The following is a 19112-nucleotide window of genomic DNA, read 5'->3' as shown; positions in this document are numbered from 1 at the left end:
GCGACTCCATCGGCCTCCCACCGCCGTCGTGCGAGACGAATGCGCCAGTTTCCGGCGACTGACGCCACGAATCGATGGGGTCAGTCGCAGGAATGCGCCACATTCCGGCAGAGGCGAGCGCGGGTAGCCTGAGGCGGTGGATGCTGACGGCCTGACCGAACCCGAGGCCGAGGTCGCGCACGGCGTGGGGCCCTGGCAGGGCGAGTGGCCCGACGATCCGCGCTTCGACCCCGAGCTGCTCGCGAAGGGCGACCGGCGCAACGTCGTCGACGAGTTCCGCTACTGGACGATGGAGGCGATCATCGCCCACCTCGACGAGCGGCGCCACCCGTTCCATGTCGCCATCGAGAACTGGCAGCACGATCTGAACATCGGGTCGATCGTGCGCAGCGCCAACGCGTTCCTCGCCGCGGAGGTGCACATCATCGGCAAGCGTCGGTGGAACCGCCGTGGCGCGATGGTGACCGACCGGTACCAGCACGTGCGCCACCACGAAGACGTCGCGACGTTCGTCGCCTGGGCCGAAGCCGCCTCGCTGCCGGTCGTCGCGGTCGACAACGTCGACGGCTCGGTTCCGGTCGACCGCGCCGATCTGCCCGAGGCCTGCGTGCTGCTGTTCGGTCAGGAGGGCCCCGGGCTTTCTCCCGAGGCGGTCGCCGCCGCATCCGGCGTCGTCGAGATCACCCAGTACGGGTCGACGCGGTCTCTCAACGCTTCGGCCGCCGCGGCGGTCGTGATGTACGAGTGGAGCCGCCGCTGGGCGCAGTAGCGACCCGGCCGAGGCTCAGCCGCGGTCGATGCCGAAGGTGTGCTTGACGAGAGCCTGGACGTCCCGGTCGAGGTTGTCGATGCGTGACGTCATCTCGGTGCGCAGCGACCCGATCTCCACGCGCAGGACGCGCACGAACAAGGTCGACACGATCGTCAGCATGCCGAACATCATGGCGGCGAACACGCCGATCAGGGTCCACACCTGGGGCTCGGTCACCGTCAGCACCTCTCCATTGTCGTCACCATGACCCCGCACTTCCAGTGCGAAGTCACGCGTCGCCGGTGGGGGTGCCGACCGGTGGACAACTCCCACGGATGTCGGGCTGGGGAGGCGGTCAGGCTTGACGCGCGCCGACCGTCATCCAGGCGGTGCCGCGCACCCGCCAGCCCAGGGTTGCGAGGCGCGCGAGCATGTACACCCCGAAGAACGTCACCGCCAGCCAGGCGAGGCCGCTCGCGTCGGTCGGGCCCAGCACGGCGACCAGCACCAGTGCGGGGGCGAAAGCGACGAGGTTCAGTCCGCCGACCACGGCGAGGTAGCGCGCGTCGCCGGCGCCGATCAGCACGCCGTCGAGCACGAACACCACGGCGGCGACCGGCTGCGCGACGGCGAGGATGAGCAGTGCCGGCTGGATGAGCGCGGCGATCGCCGGGTCGCCCGTGAAGACGAGTCCGATCACACCCGAGAGAGCCGCGATCGCCCCGCCGACGACGACTCCGAACCACACGCCCCACGCCGTCGTGCGCCGGAGCACCCGTTGCACGCCCCGGGGGTCTTCGGCACCGAGTCCTTTTCCGACCAGGGCCTGCGCGGCGATGGCGAGGGCATCGAGGGCGAATGCGGCGGTGGAGAAGATGGTGAACACGACCTGCCACCCCGCCAGCTCCGGCGCGCCGAGCCCGGTGGCGACGACGACGGTGGCGAGCAGGGCGGCGCGCAGGCTGACGGTGCGCAGCAGCATCCATCCCCCCGACACGGCGGAGCCGCGCACGCCCTCGCTCTGCGGGCGCACGGATGCGGCGTGCCTGCGCGCGAGGCGACCGACGACGACGACGTACGCCCCGACCATCGACCACTGGGCGATGACGGTTCCGACGGCCGAACCGGCGATCCCCCACCCGAAGCCGTAGATGAACAGCCCGTTCAGGAGGGCGTTCGCCGCGAAGCCGATGCCGGCGATCCACAGGGGCGTGACGGTGTTCTGCATGCCGCGGAGGAGTCCGGTCGCGGCGAAGACGATGAGCATCGCGGGCAGGCCCCACATCGAGATCCCGAGGTAGATCTCGGCCTGCATGGCCACGCTCTCCGGCGCGCGGAAGAGCCCGACGAGGAACGGGGTGGCGAGTGAGCCGGCGAGGGCCAACAGGGCTCCGATGCACAGCGCGAGCCACATCCCGTCGATGCCGACCGACACCGCGCGGGTCGGATCACCGGCGCCGAAGCGCCGGGCGACCGCGGGGGTCGTCGAGTAGGCGAGGAAGACCATCAGCCCGACGATCGTCTGCAGCACCGCACCGGCGATGCCGAGACCGGCGAGCGGGTCGACCCCGAGGTGACCGATCAGCGCCGAGTCGACGACGAGGAACAGCGGCTCGGCGACGAGGGCGCCCAGTGCCGGCACGGCGAGGCGCAGGATGTCGCGGTTGAGCGTGTCGGCTGTCACGGCTTCGAGCGTAGAGTCCTCGCCGTTCCCAGCCGACTCCGCAGCGGCGCGCCTATCCTTGTCGCATGACCGATTCCCCCCGCTCCGGTCTCGCGCTCGACGAGCTGAGCGACGAGATCCGCCCCCAGGACGACCTCTTCCGTCACGTCAACGGACAGTGGCTCGACCGCACCGAGATCCCCGACGACAAGGCTCGGTGGGGCGCCTTCCATGTGCTCGCCGAGCAGGCCGAGAGCCACGTGCGCACGATCATCGAGGAGTCGCAGGACGCCGAGCCCGGCACCGAGACCCGCAAGATCGGCGACCTCTTCGCCAGCTTCACCGACACCGCGCGCATCGCCGAGCTGGGGTCCGCCCCCATCGCCGATCAGCTCGCGCTCGTCGACGACATCGACGACGTCGCGTCGTTCCTGCGCACCGTGGGCAGGCTCGAGCGCGATGGCGTCAACGGTCTGATCGAGCTCTACGTCGAGCCCGATCCGGGCAACCCGCAGCGCTACGTGCCCTTCGTCATCCAGGGCGGACTCTCGCTTCCCGATGAGAGCTACTACCGCCTCGACAACTTCGCCGATGTGCGCGCGGCCTACCGCGCCCACATCGAGCGGATCCTGAGTCTCGCGGGTGTCGCCGAGCCCGCAGCATCCGCCGACCGCGTCTTCGCCCTCGAGGCCGACATCGCCACCCACCACTGGGACAAGGTGCGCAGCCGCGACGCGGTCGCCACCTACAACCTGCGCACCTGGGACGAGACCCTCGCCCTCGCCGGCGTCGACCTCGGACCGTGGCTCGATGCGATCGCGCCCGGGCACGCCGACGCCTTCTCCGAGGTCGTGCTCTACCAGCCGAGCTTCGTCGAAGCGCTGCAGACGGTGCTCACCGCCGAGCGGATCGACGACTGGAAGGCGTGGCTGCGCTTCAAGATCGTGCACGCCGCCGCCGCGTTCCTCAGCGACGAGTTCGTCGCCGAGAACTTCGCGTTCTACGGCACGCAGCTCACCGGCGTGCCCGTGAACCGCGAGCGGTGGAAGCGCGGCGTCAGCCTCGTCGAGGCGGCCCTGGGCGAGGCCGTGGGTCGCGTCTACGTCGAGCGGCACTTCCCGCCGTCGGCGAAGGAGGCCATGGACGAGCTGGTCGCCAACCTCATCGAGGCCTACCGGCAGTCGATCTCCGATCTCGAGTGGATGAGTCCCGAGACGCGCGAACGCGCGCTCGCCAAGCTCGACGCGTTCACGCCGAAGATCGGCTACCCCGTGAAGTGGCGCGACTACTCCGGCCTCGAGGTCGACGCAACCGACCTGGTCGGCAACGTGCGCCGGGCGCACGTGTTCGAGCACGACCGCCAGCTCGGCAAGGTCGGGCAGCCGATCGACCGCGACGAATGGCTGATGACGCCGCAGACGGTGAACGCCTACTACAACCCGCTGATGAACGAGATCGTGTTCCCCGCGGCGATCCTGCAGTACCCGTTCTTCGACGCCGACCGCGACGCGGCGGCGAACTACGGCGGAATCGGCGCCGTGATCGGTCACGAGCTGGGTCACGGCTTCGACGACCAGGGCAGCCGCTTCGACGGCGACGGATCGCTCCGCGACTGGTGGACCGACGCCGACCGCACCGCTTTCGAGCAGCGCACGCGCGCGCTCATCGACCAGTACGACGAGCTCGTGCCGCGCGGTCTGTCAGACGAGCACAAGGTCAACGGCGAGCTCACGATCGGTGAGAACATCGGCGACCTGGGGGGCCTCGGCATCGCCATCCGCGCCTACCGACTGTCGCTGCAGTCCTCGAGCGCTGCGGTCTCCGACGACGCTTCCACGCAAGCGCCGGTCGTCGACGGCCTCACCGGCATCCAGCGCCTGCTGATCAGCTGGGCACAGGTCTGGCAGCAGAAGGGGCGCGACGCCGAGACGATCCGCCTCCTCACGATCGACCCGCACTCGCCGAACGAGTTCCGCTGCAACCAGATCGTGCGCAACATCGACGCGTTCTACGACGCGTTCGACGTCACCGAGGCCGACGACCTGTGGCTGGACCCCGACCGTCGGGTCACCATCTGGTAACCCGCGTCTGGTGAGATCCGGATGCTGCATCGACCGTCGAGCGATTGACCGGACCGGAGAGGGGGGCCGCCGTGGGCACGTCTGCCGACTCCTCGCGTGAGGCCGCCCCGCTGCGGGCTACCGATCGCACGGAGATGCGGGGTTCGCCGCGTCGTGCACGCTCCGCGGCGAGGTCGTTCACGTCGACGTTGCGCGCGCTCGACGCCGTCGCGGCGTCGGGTGCCCGCGTGTCGGTGCGTGTCGACGATCTCGATCGCGGCACCCCGGTGCTCGCCGGCGACGACTTCGACACGCACCCCGTCGGAGGTCTCGGTGTGGTGCCGCTCCTGATCGAGGTGGCGGCGGCCTTCGAGGAGGGGCGCCTCGACCCGCTCGAGATCGTCGATCGAGCGGGCCTCGAGCACGTGGGCGTCGCGGGCATCTGGCAGCACATGAAGATCCCCGCCCTTCCGCTGGTCGACGCGGCCGTGCTGGCCGCCGCCGTGGGCGATGCGCTCGCGACCAATGCGCTCCTGGAGCGGGTGGGGCTGCCCGCGGTGCGCGCCCGCATCGAGTCGCTGGGCCTTGAACGTTCGGCGCTGCTCGACCGGTTCCGCGACGCACGCGGGCCCGACGACGCGCCCCAGGTCGCGCTCGCCTCGGCGCGCGAGCTGGCGCAGCTGTTCTCGTCGCTCGTGAACTCGAAGGCCGTCAGCCCCGGGGTCAGCGCGCAGGTCTCGGAGTGGCTGAGCCTCAACCACGATCTGAGTCTCGTGGCGTCGGCGACGGGGCTGGATCCGTTCGCTCACGAGCACGACGAGCACGAGCTGCTGTTCGTGAACAAGACCGGCCGCGGCGCCGGCGTGCGTGCCGAGGCCGGGGTGCTCGCCGGCCCCCGGGCGGGTGTCTCCTACGCGCTCATCGTCTGCTTCGACGACCTGTCGATCACGCACCGGCTGCGCGCTCACGACGCGTTCCGCACTCTGGGTGTCGAACTCATGGAGTACGTGTACTGACCGCGTCGGCTCCCACCGCGACCCGCGGTGGGAGGATGGCGGGATGATGTCGACAGCCCTGGGCGGGGAGGCGATCGCCGTCCGGCGCGTGTCTCCCGCCCGGCAGGTGCTCACCCTCTTCGGCGACTACTGGTGGCACGTGCCCGAGGCGCTGCCGACGGGGGCTGCTCTGCGGGCCCTCGGTGATCTCGGCGTCAAGGAACCCGCCGCTCGAGCTGCCCTCGCGCGGCTCGTCGAGATCGGTCTGCTCGCGACCGAGCGCGAGGGGCGGCGCACCTCGCACCGGCTGACGGAGCGGGGGAGCGCGGTCATCGACGACGAGGCGCGCTGGCTCGATGCGTTCGGGGTGCGCGAGCCGGAGTGGGACGGCGCCTGGACGGTCGTGGCGTTCTCGATCCCCGAGTCGCATCGCGCACTGCGGCACTCGTCGCGTACTCGCCTGCGGTGGCTCGGCTTCGCGCCGTTGTACGACGGGGTGTGGATCTCCGCCCGAGTGCCGGCCTCCGACGCGCTCGCGCAGCTGACGGAGCTCGGAGTCGCTGATGCCACCGCCCTGCGCGCCCCCCTCGAGCGGTCGGGTGGGGCGAGCCCGCGGTCGGCCTGGAATCTGGACGAGATCCGAGGGCACTACGACGCGTTCGGCGCCGTGCTCGACGCGAGCGAGACCCCGGCGTCGGGGGCCGAGGCGCTCGCCCTCCGGTCGCGGCTGATGCTGGGGTGGCAGTCGTTCCGCGAGAGTGATCCCGCGCTCCCGCTCGCGATCCTGGCGGACGATTGGCCGCGGGTGCCGCTTCGCCGTCGTTTCGCCCAGTGGCACGGATCGCTCGCTCCGGCGAGCGTGCAACGGTTCCGCGCGTTCGTGGCGGCGGTCGACCCCGCACTGGCCGAACAGGTGACCGACCGTCGCCTGTGAGGTTGATACTCGATACTTTCTTGACGGTCGACACCTGAGCTTCTAACATCTGGGCAGAAGGCGGCAACGACGCCGCCCGGACGACGTCGTCCTTTCCCCGCTCGGAGGCATCCGCATGAGAAGACCCCGAAATCTGTTCGCCGCCGTCGGAGCTGTCGCCGCAGCATCCGCCGTCGCCCTCGCGATGCTCACCCCGCCGGCCGTGGCTGCCGACGCGGTGGGCGTCGAGATCCTCTCCGGTCGCGCCGACAGCGTGTCAGGCGGCGACGCCCTGATCGCGGTGACAGGCGCCGGCGGCGCGGTGCGCGTCACCGCGGCGGGCGCCGACGTCTCGTCGGCGTTCGTCGCCGACGGCGATCGTCTGGTCGGCCTGGTCGAGGGTCTGCCCCTCGGGTCGAGCGACATCGTGGTCGAGACCGGCTCGGCCGGATCCGCCCGGCTCGAGGTCGTGAACCACCCGGCCTCCGGTCCGGTGTTCTCAGGTCCGCAGCATCCGATGTACTGCACCGCGTCGGGCGCGCCGTGGAACTTCGGCGCCCTCGACGAGGACTGCCAGACCGACGAGACCTTCGTCACCTACCGCTACCGCACGAGCGCCGGTGCGTTCGCCGACTACCCGACCGACGGGACGACCCCGGCCGACCTCGCCACGACGGTCGTCGACGGCGTCGAGGTGCCGTACGTCGTGCGTATCGAGCGCGGAACCGTCAATCGTGCCGTGTACGAGACGGCGGTGCTGCACGAACCGGGCACGCCCGCACCGTCGCCGACGCACGACCTCCCCGGCTGGACCGGCAAGCTCGCCTACACGTTCGGCGGCGCGTGCGGCGTCGGGTACTGGCAGGGCGCGAGCACCGGCGGGGTCGAGAACGACCTGTTCCTGCGGAACGGGTACGCCGTCGCATCCGCCACCCTCAACGTCTACGCCCAGAACTGCAACGACGTCACGAGCGCCGAGACCGCGATGATGGTCAAGGAGAAGTTCGTCGAGACGCACGGAGAGGTGCGTTTCACCATGGGGTCGGGCGGCTCGGCCGGCACGATGCAGCAGCTGCTGCTGTCGAACAACTACCCCGGCATCCTCGATGGCGTGCTGGGCGAGATCGGCTACCCCGACGAGCGCACCACGACCGTGGGCGGGCATGACTGCCGCGGGCTGCAGAACTACTGGGCGAGCCCGGCCGGCTCGGGATGGACCGATGCCGAGAAGCTCGCGGTGAGCGGCCACGCGGTCACCGGCACGTGCATCGGATTCACCTTCTTCGACGGCGTCGACGACCCGAACCGCGGCTGCGCGGCCGCGGTGCCGGTCGCCGACAGGTGGTCGCCGACGAATCCCGGGGGTCTGCGCTGCACGATCGCCGACATGGTCAAGAACGTCTACGGCGTGGACGACCAGGGACGCGGCCTGCGCGTGGAGCCCGACAATGTTGGCGTGCAGTACGGACTCGACGCTCTGCACGACGGCGAGATCACGGTCGAGCAGTTCCTCAGCCTGAACGAGAACATCGGCGGCATGGACGTCGACGGAGTCCGGACCGCGGAGCGCTCGGTCGCGAGCGTCGAGGCGATCGAGCGGGCGTTCGAGACCGGCCGTATCAACATGATGACGGGCGGCCTCCAGGCGATCCCCGTGCTCGAGATCCGCGGATACTCCGATCTGCGCGGCGACTTCCACGAGCGGTACCGCTCCGCCATCATCCGAGAGCGGATGCTGGCGGCTCACGGCGATGCCGACACCCACGTGAACTGGACCAGCCCCGAGGGGGCGGTCAACAACACGATGCGCGAGCAGGCCTTCGCCTACCTCGACGAGTGGCTGGAGGAGATCGAGGCGCGGGGCGGCCCGGCCGATCGCGAGCGCACGGTGGATGCGCGCCCGGCGGGGCTGGAAGACGGATGCTTCGACGGCGCCGGCTCCTTCATCGCGGAGGAGCTCGACTACTCCGACCCGACGACCGCCTGCAACACGCTGTACCCGTACCACTCCGAGCCGCGCTACGAAGCGGGCGAAGGCCTGTTGCGCGACGTGCCGAAGTGCCAGCTGACGGCTCCGGTGCGTGCCGATTACCCGGTGCTCACCGACGAGCAGTGGTCGGCGATCACCGCCGTGTTCTCCGAGGGCGTCTGCGACTGGACGAAGCCCAGCCAGGGCTACGCGGAGCTCGAGGGCACGTGGCTCGACTTCGGCGACACGGAGCGGGTGGGCCTCGACGCGCCGGCCGTGGCCGGAGAGGCGCTCGTCGGCTCGACGCTGCGGGCGACCGTCGACGCCGACCCCGCGGACGCCGCCCTGTCGTATGCCTGGTTCGCGGACGGTGTCGCGATCGCCGGCGCCTCCTCCGCGGAGTTCGCGCCGACCGCCGCCGAAGAGGGCGCGCGTCTCACGGTGCGGGTGACCGCCGAGGCCGAGGGTCGGGTGTCGCGATCGGCGGTCTCGGCCGCGACGGCCACGGTGACGGCGGCAGCGGCACCGTCGCCCAGTCCGAGCGCGAGCGCGACGTCGACGGCCGTCCCGTCGCCGACGGCGACCCCCGTGCCGAGCCCGACGCCGACGGCGGTCGCAGGGTCGCCGCTCGCGGCGACCGGCGCGACGCTGCCGTGGGGGCTCGCGCTGCTGGCCGGCGCGCTGGCCACGGGAGGCGGGCTCGCCTTCGCCCTGCGGCGTCGCCGGTCCGCGTGATCGCCCGGCCGGCGTGCGGCGTCGATGACGTCGCGCGTCGGCCGGTGCGACGCGCACCCGCGACGCTCAGTAGCATCGCTGCATGACCGTCAACCCTCCGTTCCGCGCCGACATCGTCGGTAGTTTCCTCCGTCCTGCGGCTCTCGCTGAGGCTCGTGCCCGGCACGCGGCGGGCGATCTCTCGGACGACGCGCTGCGCGCGGCGGAAGACGCCGCGGTCGTCGACCTGGTCGCCCAGCAGGCCGAGAACGGGCTCCGGGTCGCCTCCGACGGAGAGTTCCGTCGGTCGTGGTGGCACTTCGACTTCTTCGGTCTGCTCGACGGCGTGGAGATCGTCGAACTCGACCACGGCATCCAGTTCCAAGGGGTGCAGACCCGCCCCCGCGGTATCGAGATCTCCGGGCCCATCCGTTTCCCCGCCGACCACCCGTTCCTGGCGCACTACCGCGCGCTGCAGGACGACGTCGCCGGCACGGGCCTGACCCCGAAGTTCACGATCCCCGCCCCCACCGTGCTCGACTTCCGGCTCGAGCCGGGCCACATCGACGCCACCTACGACGGGCGCGACGCGATCACCGACGATCTCGTGACCGCGTACCGCGACGCGCTCGCGGCCTTCTACGACGCCGGTGCGCGCTACCTGCAGTTCGACGACACGGCGTGGGCGTACCTCTGCTCCGACGTCGAGCTGGCCAAGGCCCGTGATCGCGGCATCGACACCGACGGTATCGCCGAGCGCTATGCGACCCTGCTCAACCGCATCCTCGACGGCAAGCCCGACGACCTGGTCGTCACCACCCACGTCTGTCGCGGCAACTTCCGCTCCACCTGGATCTCGTCGGGCGGCTACGAGCCCGTCGCCGAACAGCTCTTGGGCAACACCGCGTACGACGGGTATTTCCTCGAGTACGACTCCGAGCGCGCCGGCGGGTTCGAGCCGCTGCGCTTCCTGCCCGCCGGCGACAAGGTCGTCGAGCTCGGGCTCATCACGACCAAGACGGGTGAGCTCGAGGACGCCGACGCCATCCGCAGGCGCATCGACGAAGCATCCGCCTTCGCCCCTCTCGATCAGCTCGCCCTGAGCCCCCAGTGCGGCTTCGCCTCGACCGAGGAGGGCAACACGCTCACCGAGGATCAGCAGTGGGCGAAGATCCGCTCGGTGGTCGAGATCGCCGACGCCGTCTGGGGCTGAGCGCCCCCTCCCGCTGAAAGTCCCAGACACCCGGAGCGCGTGAGCTGCGCGTCCGGGTGTCTGGGACTGTGAAGGGGGTAGCGAAGCGGATGCTGCGCGGCTGAGACCCGAGCGTCAGACGAGCGGGGTGCCGTGGGTGTGGAACGACTCGATCGTCTTCATGCCCCAGGCCTGGCCCTTCTTGCGCTCCTCCTGGCTCCACTCCACGACCGGCTGGTCGGGGTCGAGCAGCAGACGCGCACCCGCGTTGGCGAACTCGATGCGGTTGCCGCCCGGCTCCCACACGTAGAGGAAGAACGTCTGGTTGATGGCGTGCTTGTGCGGGCCCGATTCGATGTGGATGCCGTTCTCGAGGAAGATGTCGGCGGCCTTGAGGATGTCTTCACGGGTGTCGGGTGCGAACGCGATGTGGTGCAGGCGGTTGCCGTGCTTCGTCCAGTCGTCGGAGTACACGACGTCGTAGGACTTCAGCGAGAAGTGGAACCACCAGGCGGCGAACTTGCCGTCGTCGTTGCGGATGCGCTCGCTCTCGCGCATCGCGAGCGCGTCGGCCAGGAACTCTCCGTTGGCCTCGACGTCTTTCGCGAGGTAGTTGATGTGGTCGAGGCGCCGGGCGTTGACTCCTCGACCGGGGAAGGCCGAGGCCTGGTTCTTCAGCGCCGGCTTGTCGTCGGTGGCGACATAGCGCTCGGTCTCGTAGTAGATGCCCATCGAGTGGCCGTCGGGGTCGCGGAACATGAAGGTGGGGCCCGTGCCCACCTCGCCGTCGACCCAGCCTTCGCCGAGGCCCGTGGCCTCGATCGCGGCGACCCGGCGCTCGAGGGCCTCGGGCGACGACGCGCGGAAGGTCGTGCGCCCGACGCCCGCAGCATCCGAGGGGGTGAGCTTGATCGTGTACAGCTCGTACTCGTCCCAGGTGCGCAGGAACGTCGAGCCGCCCTCCTCGGCGACGACGCGCATGGCGAGGAGGTCGCGGAAGAACCAGAGGCTCTTGTCGAACTCGGGGGTGAGCAGTTCGACGCTGCCGATGTGGGCGACGTCGAATGCGGTGGAGTCGGTCATGGTGCGGGTCCTCTCTGACGGGCGAACAGGGTTCAGCGACGCGGTCGGGCGAAGACCGTGCCGTCGAAGATCTTGCGGGCGGTGCGCACCGACGCCGACGACGCGCGCCACGTGTCGTCGGTGCGGGTGACGGTCACGGCGGCGGGGAACGCACCGGAGGGATGCTCGACGGCGGTGGTGGTGTCGTCGGCGATACGGGCGAGGTCGTTGCCGACCGCACCCGGGATGCGGATGCCCGCCGCGACGGATGCCGCCATCAGCACCCCGATCGACGTGTGCACGCGCGACGGAATGAACGCGCGCGTCGAGATCGCGCCGTCGCCGCGCGGGGCCGAGAGCAGGAACATCTTCGGAACGGTCTGCTGCGAGACATCGCCGAGCCCCATGAGGGGGCCCGCGGCCAGGCGCACGCGCTCGACCTCCTCGCGCAGCTCCGCGCGCTCCTCGAGATCGCTCGGTGACTCGTCGCCATCGACGCCGAACTCGTCGGCCCGCAGCAGCACCACCGGCATGCCGTTGTCGATGAGCGTCACGCGGTGCCCGGCGATCTCGTCCGCGACCGAACCCGTCGGAAGCAGGGGCTTGTCGCCGCCGGTGAGGTCGATGTCGATGCCGGCGGCGGTGCCCGGTACGCCGTCGATCGCGACGTCGCCGTCGTAGGAGACACGGCCCTCGGGGGTCGCGAACGAGACCGTGGCGACATCCCCGGTGTTGAGGAGACGGATGCGGAGGGTCGTGCGCTCGTCGACCGCTCGGGTCAGGCCCCGTTCCACGGCGAAAGGCCCGACGGCGGCGAGCAGATTGCCGCAGGTCTGCGCGGTGCCGACGACGGGTTCATCGACGGACACCTGGAAGAAGAGGTAGTCGAGGTCGATTCCCGGGGCGTCCGAGAGCGAAACGACCGCGACCTTCGACGTGAGCGGGTGCGCGCCGCCGAGCCCGTCGATCTGGGCCGGGTCGGGGCTGCCCATGATCCGCAGCAGCAGGTCGTCGCGTGCCGCCGGGTCGGAGGGTAGCTCGTCGGCGAGGAAGAACGCGCCCTTCGACGTGCCGCCGCGGAGCACCATGCAGCGGATGCCGTCGTGCACGGGATCAGCGACCACCGTCGTGATCCTCCTGTGTCACGTACCGGACGCCGAGGTCATCGAGCACGGGCCGCAGACCGTTGAGGTCCATCGAGATCTCGCCCGAGAGATAGCGGGCGCGGTTGGCGGTCTCTTTCGCCGCTCGGGCACGCGATGCGCTGAGCGCTTCCTCGGCGCGTCGCCGCGGCACGATCGTGACGCCGTCGTCGTCGGCGACCACGATGTCGCCCGGGCGCACCTCGACGTCGTCGAGGATGACGGGCACGTTCACGGAACCTGCGGTGTCTTTGACGGTGCCCTGCGCGCTGATGTGCCGGGTCCAGACCGGAAAGCCCATCTCGCGCAATTCCTGGGTGTCGCGCACGCCGCCCGTGGTGACGTAGCCGCGCACGCCGCGCGCCTTCATCTGCGTGGCCATGAGGTCGCCGATGAATCCGAACGCCGAGTCGCTGATGGGCACCACGACGATCACGTCTCCCTCTCGGGCCTGCTCGATCGCCGCGTGCACCATGAGGTTGTCGCCCGGCGCCACGCTGACCGTGATCGCCGTCCCCGCGATGCGCGCTCCCCGCTGGATCGGCCGCAGCCGGGGGCCGGCGTAGCCGATCCGCCCCATGGCCTCGTGCACGGTGGCGGAGCCGAACTCCGCGAGCGCGGCGGCCACCGCAGCATCCGCTCTCTGGATGTCGGTGACGACGACGCCGGTCATTCGGATGCTCCGCTCATTCGAGGTGCCCGGTGACCTGCGGGAAGTAGCGCATGTAGGCCTCTCCCATCGTGTCGTGCGCGAGTCCGAGGTTGGGTCCGGCGTTGCGCTTGACCTGCACCCCCCGGCGGATCGCGAGGTCGGTGTAGTACGACCACATGTGCTTCTGTGCGGGGAGGCACTCCATGGCCGCGCGCTTCAGCGGGAACGCGTCGGTGATGTCGAGCAGCACGTTCGGCTTGAAGTCGCTCTGCTCCGGCTGATGCGGCTCGAAGAAGAACACCGGGGGCGCGCCGATGATGTCGTCCTTCGTGGGGAAGGTGCCGTCGGAGTTCGCCACGCCGATCGCCTGCGCCAGCACCCGTGCTTCGAGCGCCATGCGGGCGGCCGCCGGGTGGTCGCCGTTGTAGGGATCGGTGAGCGGGTGGGTGAGCACGACCGTGGGCTGCACTCGGCGGTAGACGTCGACGAGCGCCGAAACGGCCTCGGGGGATTCGCGCAACGGGTAGTCGCCGAGGTCGAGGAAGACGACGTCGGCGCCGAGCGCGGATGCTGCGGCCTCGGCCTCACCGCGACGGGTGGCCTTGATCTCGTCGAGGTCTTTGCCGGCCAGCCACTGGCTCGCCGATTCGCCGCGCTCGCCGTAGCTGAGGCAGACGACGGTGGCGCGCTCGCCGCGCATCGTCGCGGCCGCGATGGCTCCACCGGCGCGCCAGACGAAGTCTCCGGCGTGTGCGCTCACCACGAGAAGTGCCGGTGCGGTCTCTGCCATGTCGACTCCTGTCCGTCGTGGGTCGGTCCGTCCACCGGATCGGTGGGCACGCTGCTGCCGCGGACGGGGCGACGCTGGCCGACTCGGACTCAGCGAACCACACCGCCGGACGAATGGTCAAGATTTTGTTTACAATCCGGGCAACCTGAACCACTATGGACAGAGGCAAATCGTCGCCGTACGGTGGCGGCTGACACACAGGACTGAACGTGCTGCTCAACGAAGAGAAAGTCGAGGGAGCCCCCATGGCGCGCAATCTGCAGGAGTTGCTGGACGAGAAGGGCGGCATCGTCCAGATGCTCCGCGACTCGCAGCTCGGTACCTACATCTACCCGGTGGTGCCCGCCGAGTTCACGAACTGGCGTCGTGAGCAGAAGGCCTGGCGCGAGACCGCCGTGCTCTACGACCAGACGCACCACATGGTCAACTTCTTCGTCTCGGGTCCCGACGCGCTGAAGCTGCTGAGCGACACGGGCATCAACTCGTTCGCGAACTTCCCCGTGAACACGGCGAAGCAGTTCGTGCCGACCGCCTCCAACGGCGGCGTCATCGGCGACGGCATCCTCTTCCACGAGGCCGAGGGCGAGTACGTCTACGTCGGCCGCGCACCGGGTGCGAACTGGCTGCAGTTCCACGCCGAGACCGGCGGCTACGACGTGCAGTTCCGCTACGACGACCGTTCGCCCTCGCGCCCCTACGGCCAGGCCGTCACCCGCGAGTACTACCGCTTCCAGATCCAGGGCCCCAACGCCTGGTCGATCATCGAGAAGCTCAACGGCGGCACGCTCGAGAAGGTCAAGTTCTTCCACATGGGCGAGATGACCATCGCCGGAGAGAAGGTGCGCACCCTCCGCCACGGCATGGCGGGTGCGCCGGGCCTGGAGATCTGGGGCCCCTACGAGCAGCACGGCAAGATCCGCGAGGCCGTGCTCGACGCCGGACGCGAGTTCGGACTCGAGCCCTGCGGCTCGCGCGCCTACTCGTCGAACACGCTCGAGTCGGGCTGGATCCCGTCGCCGCTGCCGGCCATCTACACCGGCGAGGCCGAGCGCGCGTACCGCGAATGGCTGCCCGCCAACAGCTACGAGGCGATCAACGCGCTCGCCGGCTCGTTCGTCTCCGACAACATCGAGGACTACTACCTGAACCCGTGGGAGCTCGGATACGGCTCGTTCGTGAAGTTCGACCACGACTTCATCGGCCGCGAGGCGCTCGAGAAGATCGATCCGGCCAACCAGCGCAAGAAGGTCACGCTCGCGTGGAACGATGAGGACCTCGCGAAGATCCTCACGAGCGTCATCGACCGCGAGGGCGTGGGCTACCAGTTCTTCGACCTGCCGAACGCGAACTACGGCTCGTCGAACTACGACGCGGTCATCGACGCCGACGGCAACACCGTCGGACTGTCGCTGTTCACCGGTATCACGGCGAACGAGAAGCGCGGGCTGTCGCTGGCGACCGTCGACCACGACGTGCCGATCGGCGCCGAGGTGCGCGTCGTCTGGGGCGAGCCCGACGGGGGCTCCGGCAAGACCACGGTCGAGCCGCACGAGCAGATCTCGGTGCGTGCCATCGTGAGCCCGGTGCCGTACGCCGAGACGGCGCGCCAGGAGTACCAGGGTGGCTGGCGCACCAGCGGCGGCCAGTAGCATCCGATCCCCGCCCCCTGTCCCGTCGTCGCGGGGCAGGGGGCGGTTTCGTTTCACGGCGGCGGCTTCGGGCACGGTGCTCGCGACGACGGCGCCAGATTCCTGCGAGTGACGCGAGGAATCTGTGCAGTCAGTCGCTGGAATGCGTCACATTCCTGACGATGGAGGGGTCGAGGCGGGGGGGGCGAGGCGGGGGGGCGATGGGGGCGGCGCGGATGCTCAGGGGGCGTCGCCGTGGATGACCTGGAAGCGGCCCGATGAGCCGCGGATCGCGTGGGCGACCGTCGCGAACAGCCAGTCGAGGGCCGCGGTGTGCTGGGTCGTCGACCGCCGGTAGAGGCTGACGTCGATCGCCGGCATGTCGAAGGGGAGGGCGCGGACGACGAGCGGCCATGTCTGCGCCCATCCCTCGGCGATCGTGTCGGGCATCGTGGCGACCAGGTCGGCGCTCGCGGCGATCAGCGGCGGCAGCGCCGCGAAGTGGTTCGACGCGATCCGCGGCTCGATGGCGATCCCCGCGCGGTGCAGCGCCTGGTCGATCGCCGAGGCTCCCGAGTCACTCGCGACGACGACGTGGTTCGCGTTGGCGTAGGCCTCGAGGTCGAGCTTCCCGGTGGCGAGCGGATGCTTCGTCGACATCACGACCCCGTAGCCCTGCGACTTGAGCACCACCTTCTCGAACCGCCCCGGCACGGGAGAGGGCGTCACGGCGAGGTCGACGGTGCCCCGCCCGAGCCACTCGGGAAGCTCGCGGACGTTCATCGGGACGACCTCGATCCGCATCATCGGGGCCTTCGCGCGCACCGCCCGCACGATGGCGGGCAGCCAGCCGATCTCGCCGAGCTCGGACAGAGCGATGCGGAAGGTGCGATCGGATGCTGCGGGGTCGAACCCGTGCACGCCGTCGAGCGTGCGGTCGATCGCGGCGATCGCGTCGCGGAAGCCCGGTGCGATGCTCTCGGCGAGAGGCGTGGGAACCATCAGTCGCCCCTCGCGGACGAACAGCGGGTCATCGAGCTCGCGGCGGAGTCGGGCGAGCGCCTGGCTCACCGCCGGCTGCGTCACGTAGAGGCGGGCGGCCGCGGCGGTGAGGCTTCGCGTCTCGCTCACCGCGAGGAACACCCGCACCAGGTTCAGATCCATCAGGCGTTCCCGGCGCGGCTAACGGCTGCTTGCGATCCCATAAGCATTCATTATGCGCCCGCCCACCCATCATGCGTGGGGCTGCCTAGCATTGCTCTCGCGACACCCGCCGAACGAAGGAGTTCTCCATGATCGAATCCGCCGCCGAGGCCATCGCCCGGGCCGGAAGCCCCGTCGAGCTGCTGCGCAACGCGCAGTCTCGACCGACGATCTTCCCCGTGACCCCCGAGTTCAGCAACTGGCGCTCCGAACAACGGGCATGGCGCACGAGCGTCGCCCTGCTCGACCAGTCGCACCACATGACCGACCTGTTCATCTCGGGCCCCGACGCGCTGCGCCTGCTGAGCGAGACCGGCGTCAACAGCTTCGCGAACTTCCCCGTCGACGCCGCGAAGCAGTTCATCGCGGTGAACCACGAGGGCTACCTCATCGGCGACGCCATCCTCTTCCACCTCGAGGAAGAGGTCTACGACCTCGTCGGGTGGCACATGGTGCTCGACTGGGTGCAGTTCATCGGTGAGACCGGCGACTACGACGTGACGTTCGAGCGCGACGCGAACTCGCTCATGCGCGCACCGGGTGCCGACCCGAAGCTGTACCGCTACGAGCTGCAGGGGCCGCACGCCCTCGCTCTCATGGAGAAGCTCACCGGAGCACCGGTTCCGCCGACGAAGTTCTTCGGCATGGCGACCTTCGAGATCGCGGGGGTCACGGTGCGTTCCCTGCGCCACGGCATGGCCGGGCAGCCCGGGTTCGAACTGTTCGGGCCGTGGGCCGATGGCGCGACCGTGCGGGAGGCCATCGTCGCGGCGGGGGAGGAGTTCGACCTCGTTCTCGTCGGGTCGCGCGCCTACTCGTCGGCGAACCTCGAGTCGGCGTGGGTGCCGTCGCCGCTTCCGGCGATCTTCACGGGCGAGCGCAGCGCCGACTACCTCGCATGGCTGCCCGCCGCCCGCACCGGGTCGCTGGCGGGCAGTGTCGTCTCGGACAACATCGAGGACTACTACCTCACGCCCTACGAACTCGGCTACGGCCGCAGCGTCGCGTTCGACCACGACTTCATCGGTCGCGCCGCGCTCGAGCGCTTCGCGGCCGCCGACAAGCGGGTGAAGGTCACGCTCGTCTGGGACCCCGAAGACGTCGCGGCCGCGCAGCGTTCGCTCTACGAGGAGGGCGTGCCGGCGAAGTACCTCGAGTTCCCGAAGGCCCGCTACGGGGTCTACCAGGTCGACCGGGTGAGCATCGACGGCACCGACGTCGGCATTTCGCACGACTGCGGCTACATCACCAACGAGCAGGCGTTCGTCTCGCTCGCGAGCGTCGATGCGGCGTCGGCGGAGCCCGGTACGCGGGTCGTCGTGACGTGGGGCGAGGAGCCGAACTCCCGCAAGCCCGCCGTCGAGCCGCACCGGCAGGTGGAGATCCGCGCCACCGTGGCTCCCGCGCCGTTCTCGCGCTTCGCGCGTGAGAACTACCGCAAGAGCTGAGGCGCAGCATCCGGATGCCGGGGGCATCGTGCACCGGACCGCAGGGGACGCACCGGCACGAACGACGTGCGCCGTCCTCCCGAGGTGTTGGTTCGCCCGGAGCACTCGAAGCACGGTTCATACGGGAGGGGATGTGCACACCGGAGGCGAGTTCCGCGAGGGGAAACCTCCGCAGTGCACATCTCCTCCGCAGCGAACCGGATGCGGCGCGGCCGCCGTCAGTTCGCTCCGGTCGCCAGGTCGCGGAGCATGTCGGCGTGGTCGTCGAGCCGTCGAGCGATGCGCTCAGCGGTTCTGCGGAAACAGACGGTCGCCTTCACCTCCTGACTCGAGGAGTCGGCGTACCAGGCGACGAGGACGTAGATGTTCCCGCCCAGCCAACCCTCGGCCCCCCTGTAGGTGTTCCATAACCCCTCGTACGGCGCCACGCTGAAAGACACGTCTCTCAGCGAGATCTCCTGCGTTCTGAGATACGACCTCACGACCAGGACGTCTCCGCGGACGTGCGCCGTGACGCGGAACGCGCAGACGAGGGTCACCACGGGAGTGACGACGAAGGCGGCCTGGAGAAGTGGCGACCAGCCGTGAAACCACGAAAAGATCGCGAAGAGCAGCATGAGGAGGAGAAACCCGACGCCGAACAGGCGCGGAACGAAACCGATCCTCCGGAGGTCTTCCTGGAGGTCGGCGAGGGCCGCGGCCCACATCTCCGGGGTCGTGCGCGTGCGCAACTCGGCGCGGACCCTCTCGCGCTCGTCATCGATCTCCCGCTGGCGGGCCAGCGCGGCCGGGCCGTTGAGCGCGCGCATCGTGCCGTCGCCGATCCACAGCATCCGTTCTGCCTCGTTCAGCGCTTCCAGGCGTGCGATCAGCTCGCTCACGTCGGGCTCGGCCACGCCGACAGTCTTCCGTATGACGGCGCCACCGACG

16 protein-coding genes are annotated in these 19112 nt (G+C 69.9%); 8 read left to right on the top strand and 8 right to left on the bottom strand.

Translation table 11 applies throughout. From position 1 onward, the window contains the following. Positions 1–136 precede the first annotated feature (136 nt). Positions 137–769, top strand: coding sequence for a TrmH family RNA methyltransferase (locus ABTU82_RS07905; RefSeq protein WP_407172763.1), 633 nt, complete (start codon positions 137–139; stop codon positions 767–769). A gap of 15 nt (positions 770–784) precedes the next feature. Here the strand turns inward: ABTU82_RS07905 and ABTU82_RS07900 are convergent, their stop codons facing one another. Continuing rightward, positions 785–997: a hypothetical protein gene (locus ABTU82_RS07900; protein WP_240606927.1), complete on the bottom strand. Its 213-nt coding sequence runs from the start codon at positions 995–997 to the stop codon at positions 785–787. Between the two features lie 109 nt (positions 998–1106). After that, on the bottom strand, positions 1107–2435 hold the full coding sequence (locus ABTU82_RS07895; protein ID WP_407172762.1) for an MATE family efflux transporter: 1329 nt from the start codon (positions 2433–2435) through the stop codon (positions 1107–1109). Between the two features lie 65 nt (positions 2436–2500). On the opposite strand from ABTU82_RS07895, the gene ABTU82_RS07890 reads away from it, so the two are divergent. The 5 genes from ABTU82_RS07890 (at position 2501) to ABTU82_RS07870 (ending at position 10278) form a co-directional block, all read left to right on the top strand. Further along, on the top strand, positions 2501–4495 hold the full coding sequence (locus ABTU82_RS07890; protein WP_407172761.1) for a M13 family metallopeptidase: 1995 nt from the start codon (positions 2501–2503) through the stop codon (positions 4493–4495). 134 nt (positions 4496–4629) lie between these two features. Continuing rightward, positions 4630–5490: a serine hydrolase gene (locus ABTU82_RS07885; protein ID WP_407173306.1), complete on the top strand. Its 861-nt coding sequence runs from the start codon at positions 4630–4632 to the stop codon at positions 5488–5490. Between the two features lie 43 nt (positions 5491–5533). Then, the gene (locus ABTU82_RS07880) at positions 5534–6403 is read left to right on the top strand and encodes a PaaX family transcriptional regulator (protein WP_407172760.1); all 870 of its coding nucleotides are present in this window, start codon (positions 5534–5536) and stop codon (positions 6401–6403) included. 115 nt (positions 6404–6518) lie between these two features. Next, entirely contained in the window at positions 6519–9086 is a 2568-nt protein-coding gene (locus ABTU82_RS07875) for a DUF6351 family protein (protein WP_407172759.1), read from the top strand. A gap of 82 nt (positions 9087–9168) precedes the next feature. Further along, positions 9169–10278, top strand: coding sequence for a 5-methyltetrahydropteroyltriglutamate--homocysteine S-methyltransferase (locus ABTU82_RS07870; RefSeq protein WP_407172758.1), 1110 nt, complete (start codon positions 9169–9171; stop codon positions 10276–10278). 114 nt (positions 10279–10392) lie between these two features. Here ABTU82_RS07870 and ABTU82_RS07865 read toward each other — a convergent pair whose 3' ends face one another. From ABTU82_RS07865 to ABTU82_RS07850, 4 genes are read right to left on the bottom strand one after another with little or no spacing between them, the layout of a single operon-like run. Then, entirely contained in the window at positions 10393–11340 is a 948-nt protein-coding gene (locus ABTU82_RS07865) for a VOC family protein (RefSeq protein WP_116648194.1), read from the bottom strand. Positions 11341–11372: 32 nt separating this feature from the next. Beyond that, complete coding sequence (locus ABTU82_RS07860; protein ID WP_240606926.1) at positions 11373–12443, bottom strand: 4-oxalomesaconate tautomerase; 1071 nt, start codon at positions 12441–12443, stop codon at positions 11373–11375. Continuing rightward, on the bottom strand, positions 12433–13134 hold the full coding sequence (locus ABTU82_RS07855) for a 4-carboxy-4-hydroxy-2-oxoadipate aldolase/oxaloacetate decarboxylase (protein ID WP_407172757.1): 702 nt from the start codon (positions 13132–13134) through the stop codon (positions 12433–12435). Before ABTU82_RS07855 ends, ABTU82_RS07860 begins: the two co-directional genes overlap by 11 nt. A gap of 13 nt (positions 13135–13147) precedes the next feature. Continuing rightward, positions 13148–13903, bottom strand: coding sequence for a PIG-L deacetylase family protein (locus ABTU82_RS07850; protein ID WP_407172756.1), 756 nt, complete (start codon positions 13901–13903; stop codon positions 13148–13150). 245 nt (positions 13904–14148) lie between these two features. Here ABTU82_RS07850 and ligM point away from each other — a divergent pair, with 245 nt between their 5' ends. Then, positions 14149–15552: a vanillate/3-O-methylgallate O-demethylase gene (ligM, locus tag ABTU82_RS07845; RefSeq protein ID WP_116648229.1), complete on the top strand. Its 1404-nt coding sequence runs from the start codon at positions 14149–14151 to the stop codon at positions 15550–15552. 219 nt (positions 15553–15771) lie between these two features. On the opposite strand, the gene ABTU82_RS07840 is transcribed toward ligM, so the two are convergent. Next, positions 15772–16695, bottom strand: coding sequence for a LysR family transcriptional regulator (locus ABTU82_RS07840; RefSeq protein ID WP_407172755.1), 924 nt, complete (start codon positions 16693–16695; stop codon positions 15772–15774). A gap of 128 nt (positions 16696–16823) precedes the next feature. On the opposite strand from ABTU82_RS07840, the gene ABTU82_RS07835 reads away from it, so the two are divergent. Then, positions 16824–18182 carry an aminomethyltransferase family protein gene (locus tag ABTU82_RS07835; RefSeq protein WP_116648190.1) on the top strand — a complete coding sequence of 453 codons (1359 nt, stop codon included), beginning with the start codon at positions 16824–16826 and terminating at the stop codon, positions 18180–18182. Between the two features lie 218 nt (positions 18183–18400). On the opposite strand, the gene ABTU82_RS07830 is transcribed toward ABTU82_RS07835, so the two are convergent. After that, positions 18401–19078, bottom strand: coding sequence for a hypothetical protein (locus ABTU82_RS07830; RefSeq protein ID WP_407172754.1), 678 nt, complete (start codon positions 19076–19078; stop codon positions 18401–18403). Positions 19079–19112 lie beyond the last annotated feature (34 nt).

The organism is Microbacterium deferens (assembly GCF_045517775.1).
Classification (GTDB): Bacteria; Actinomycetota; Actinomycetes; order Actinomycetales; family Microbacteriaceae; genus Microbacterium.
This window is presented reverse-complemented; position numbering and strand designations above follow the sequence as displayed.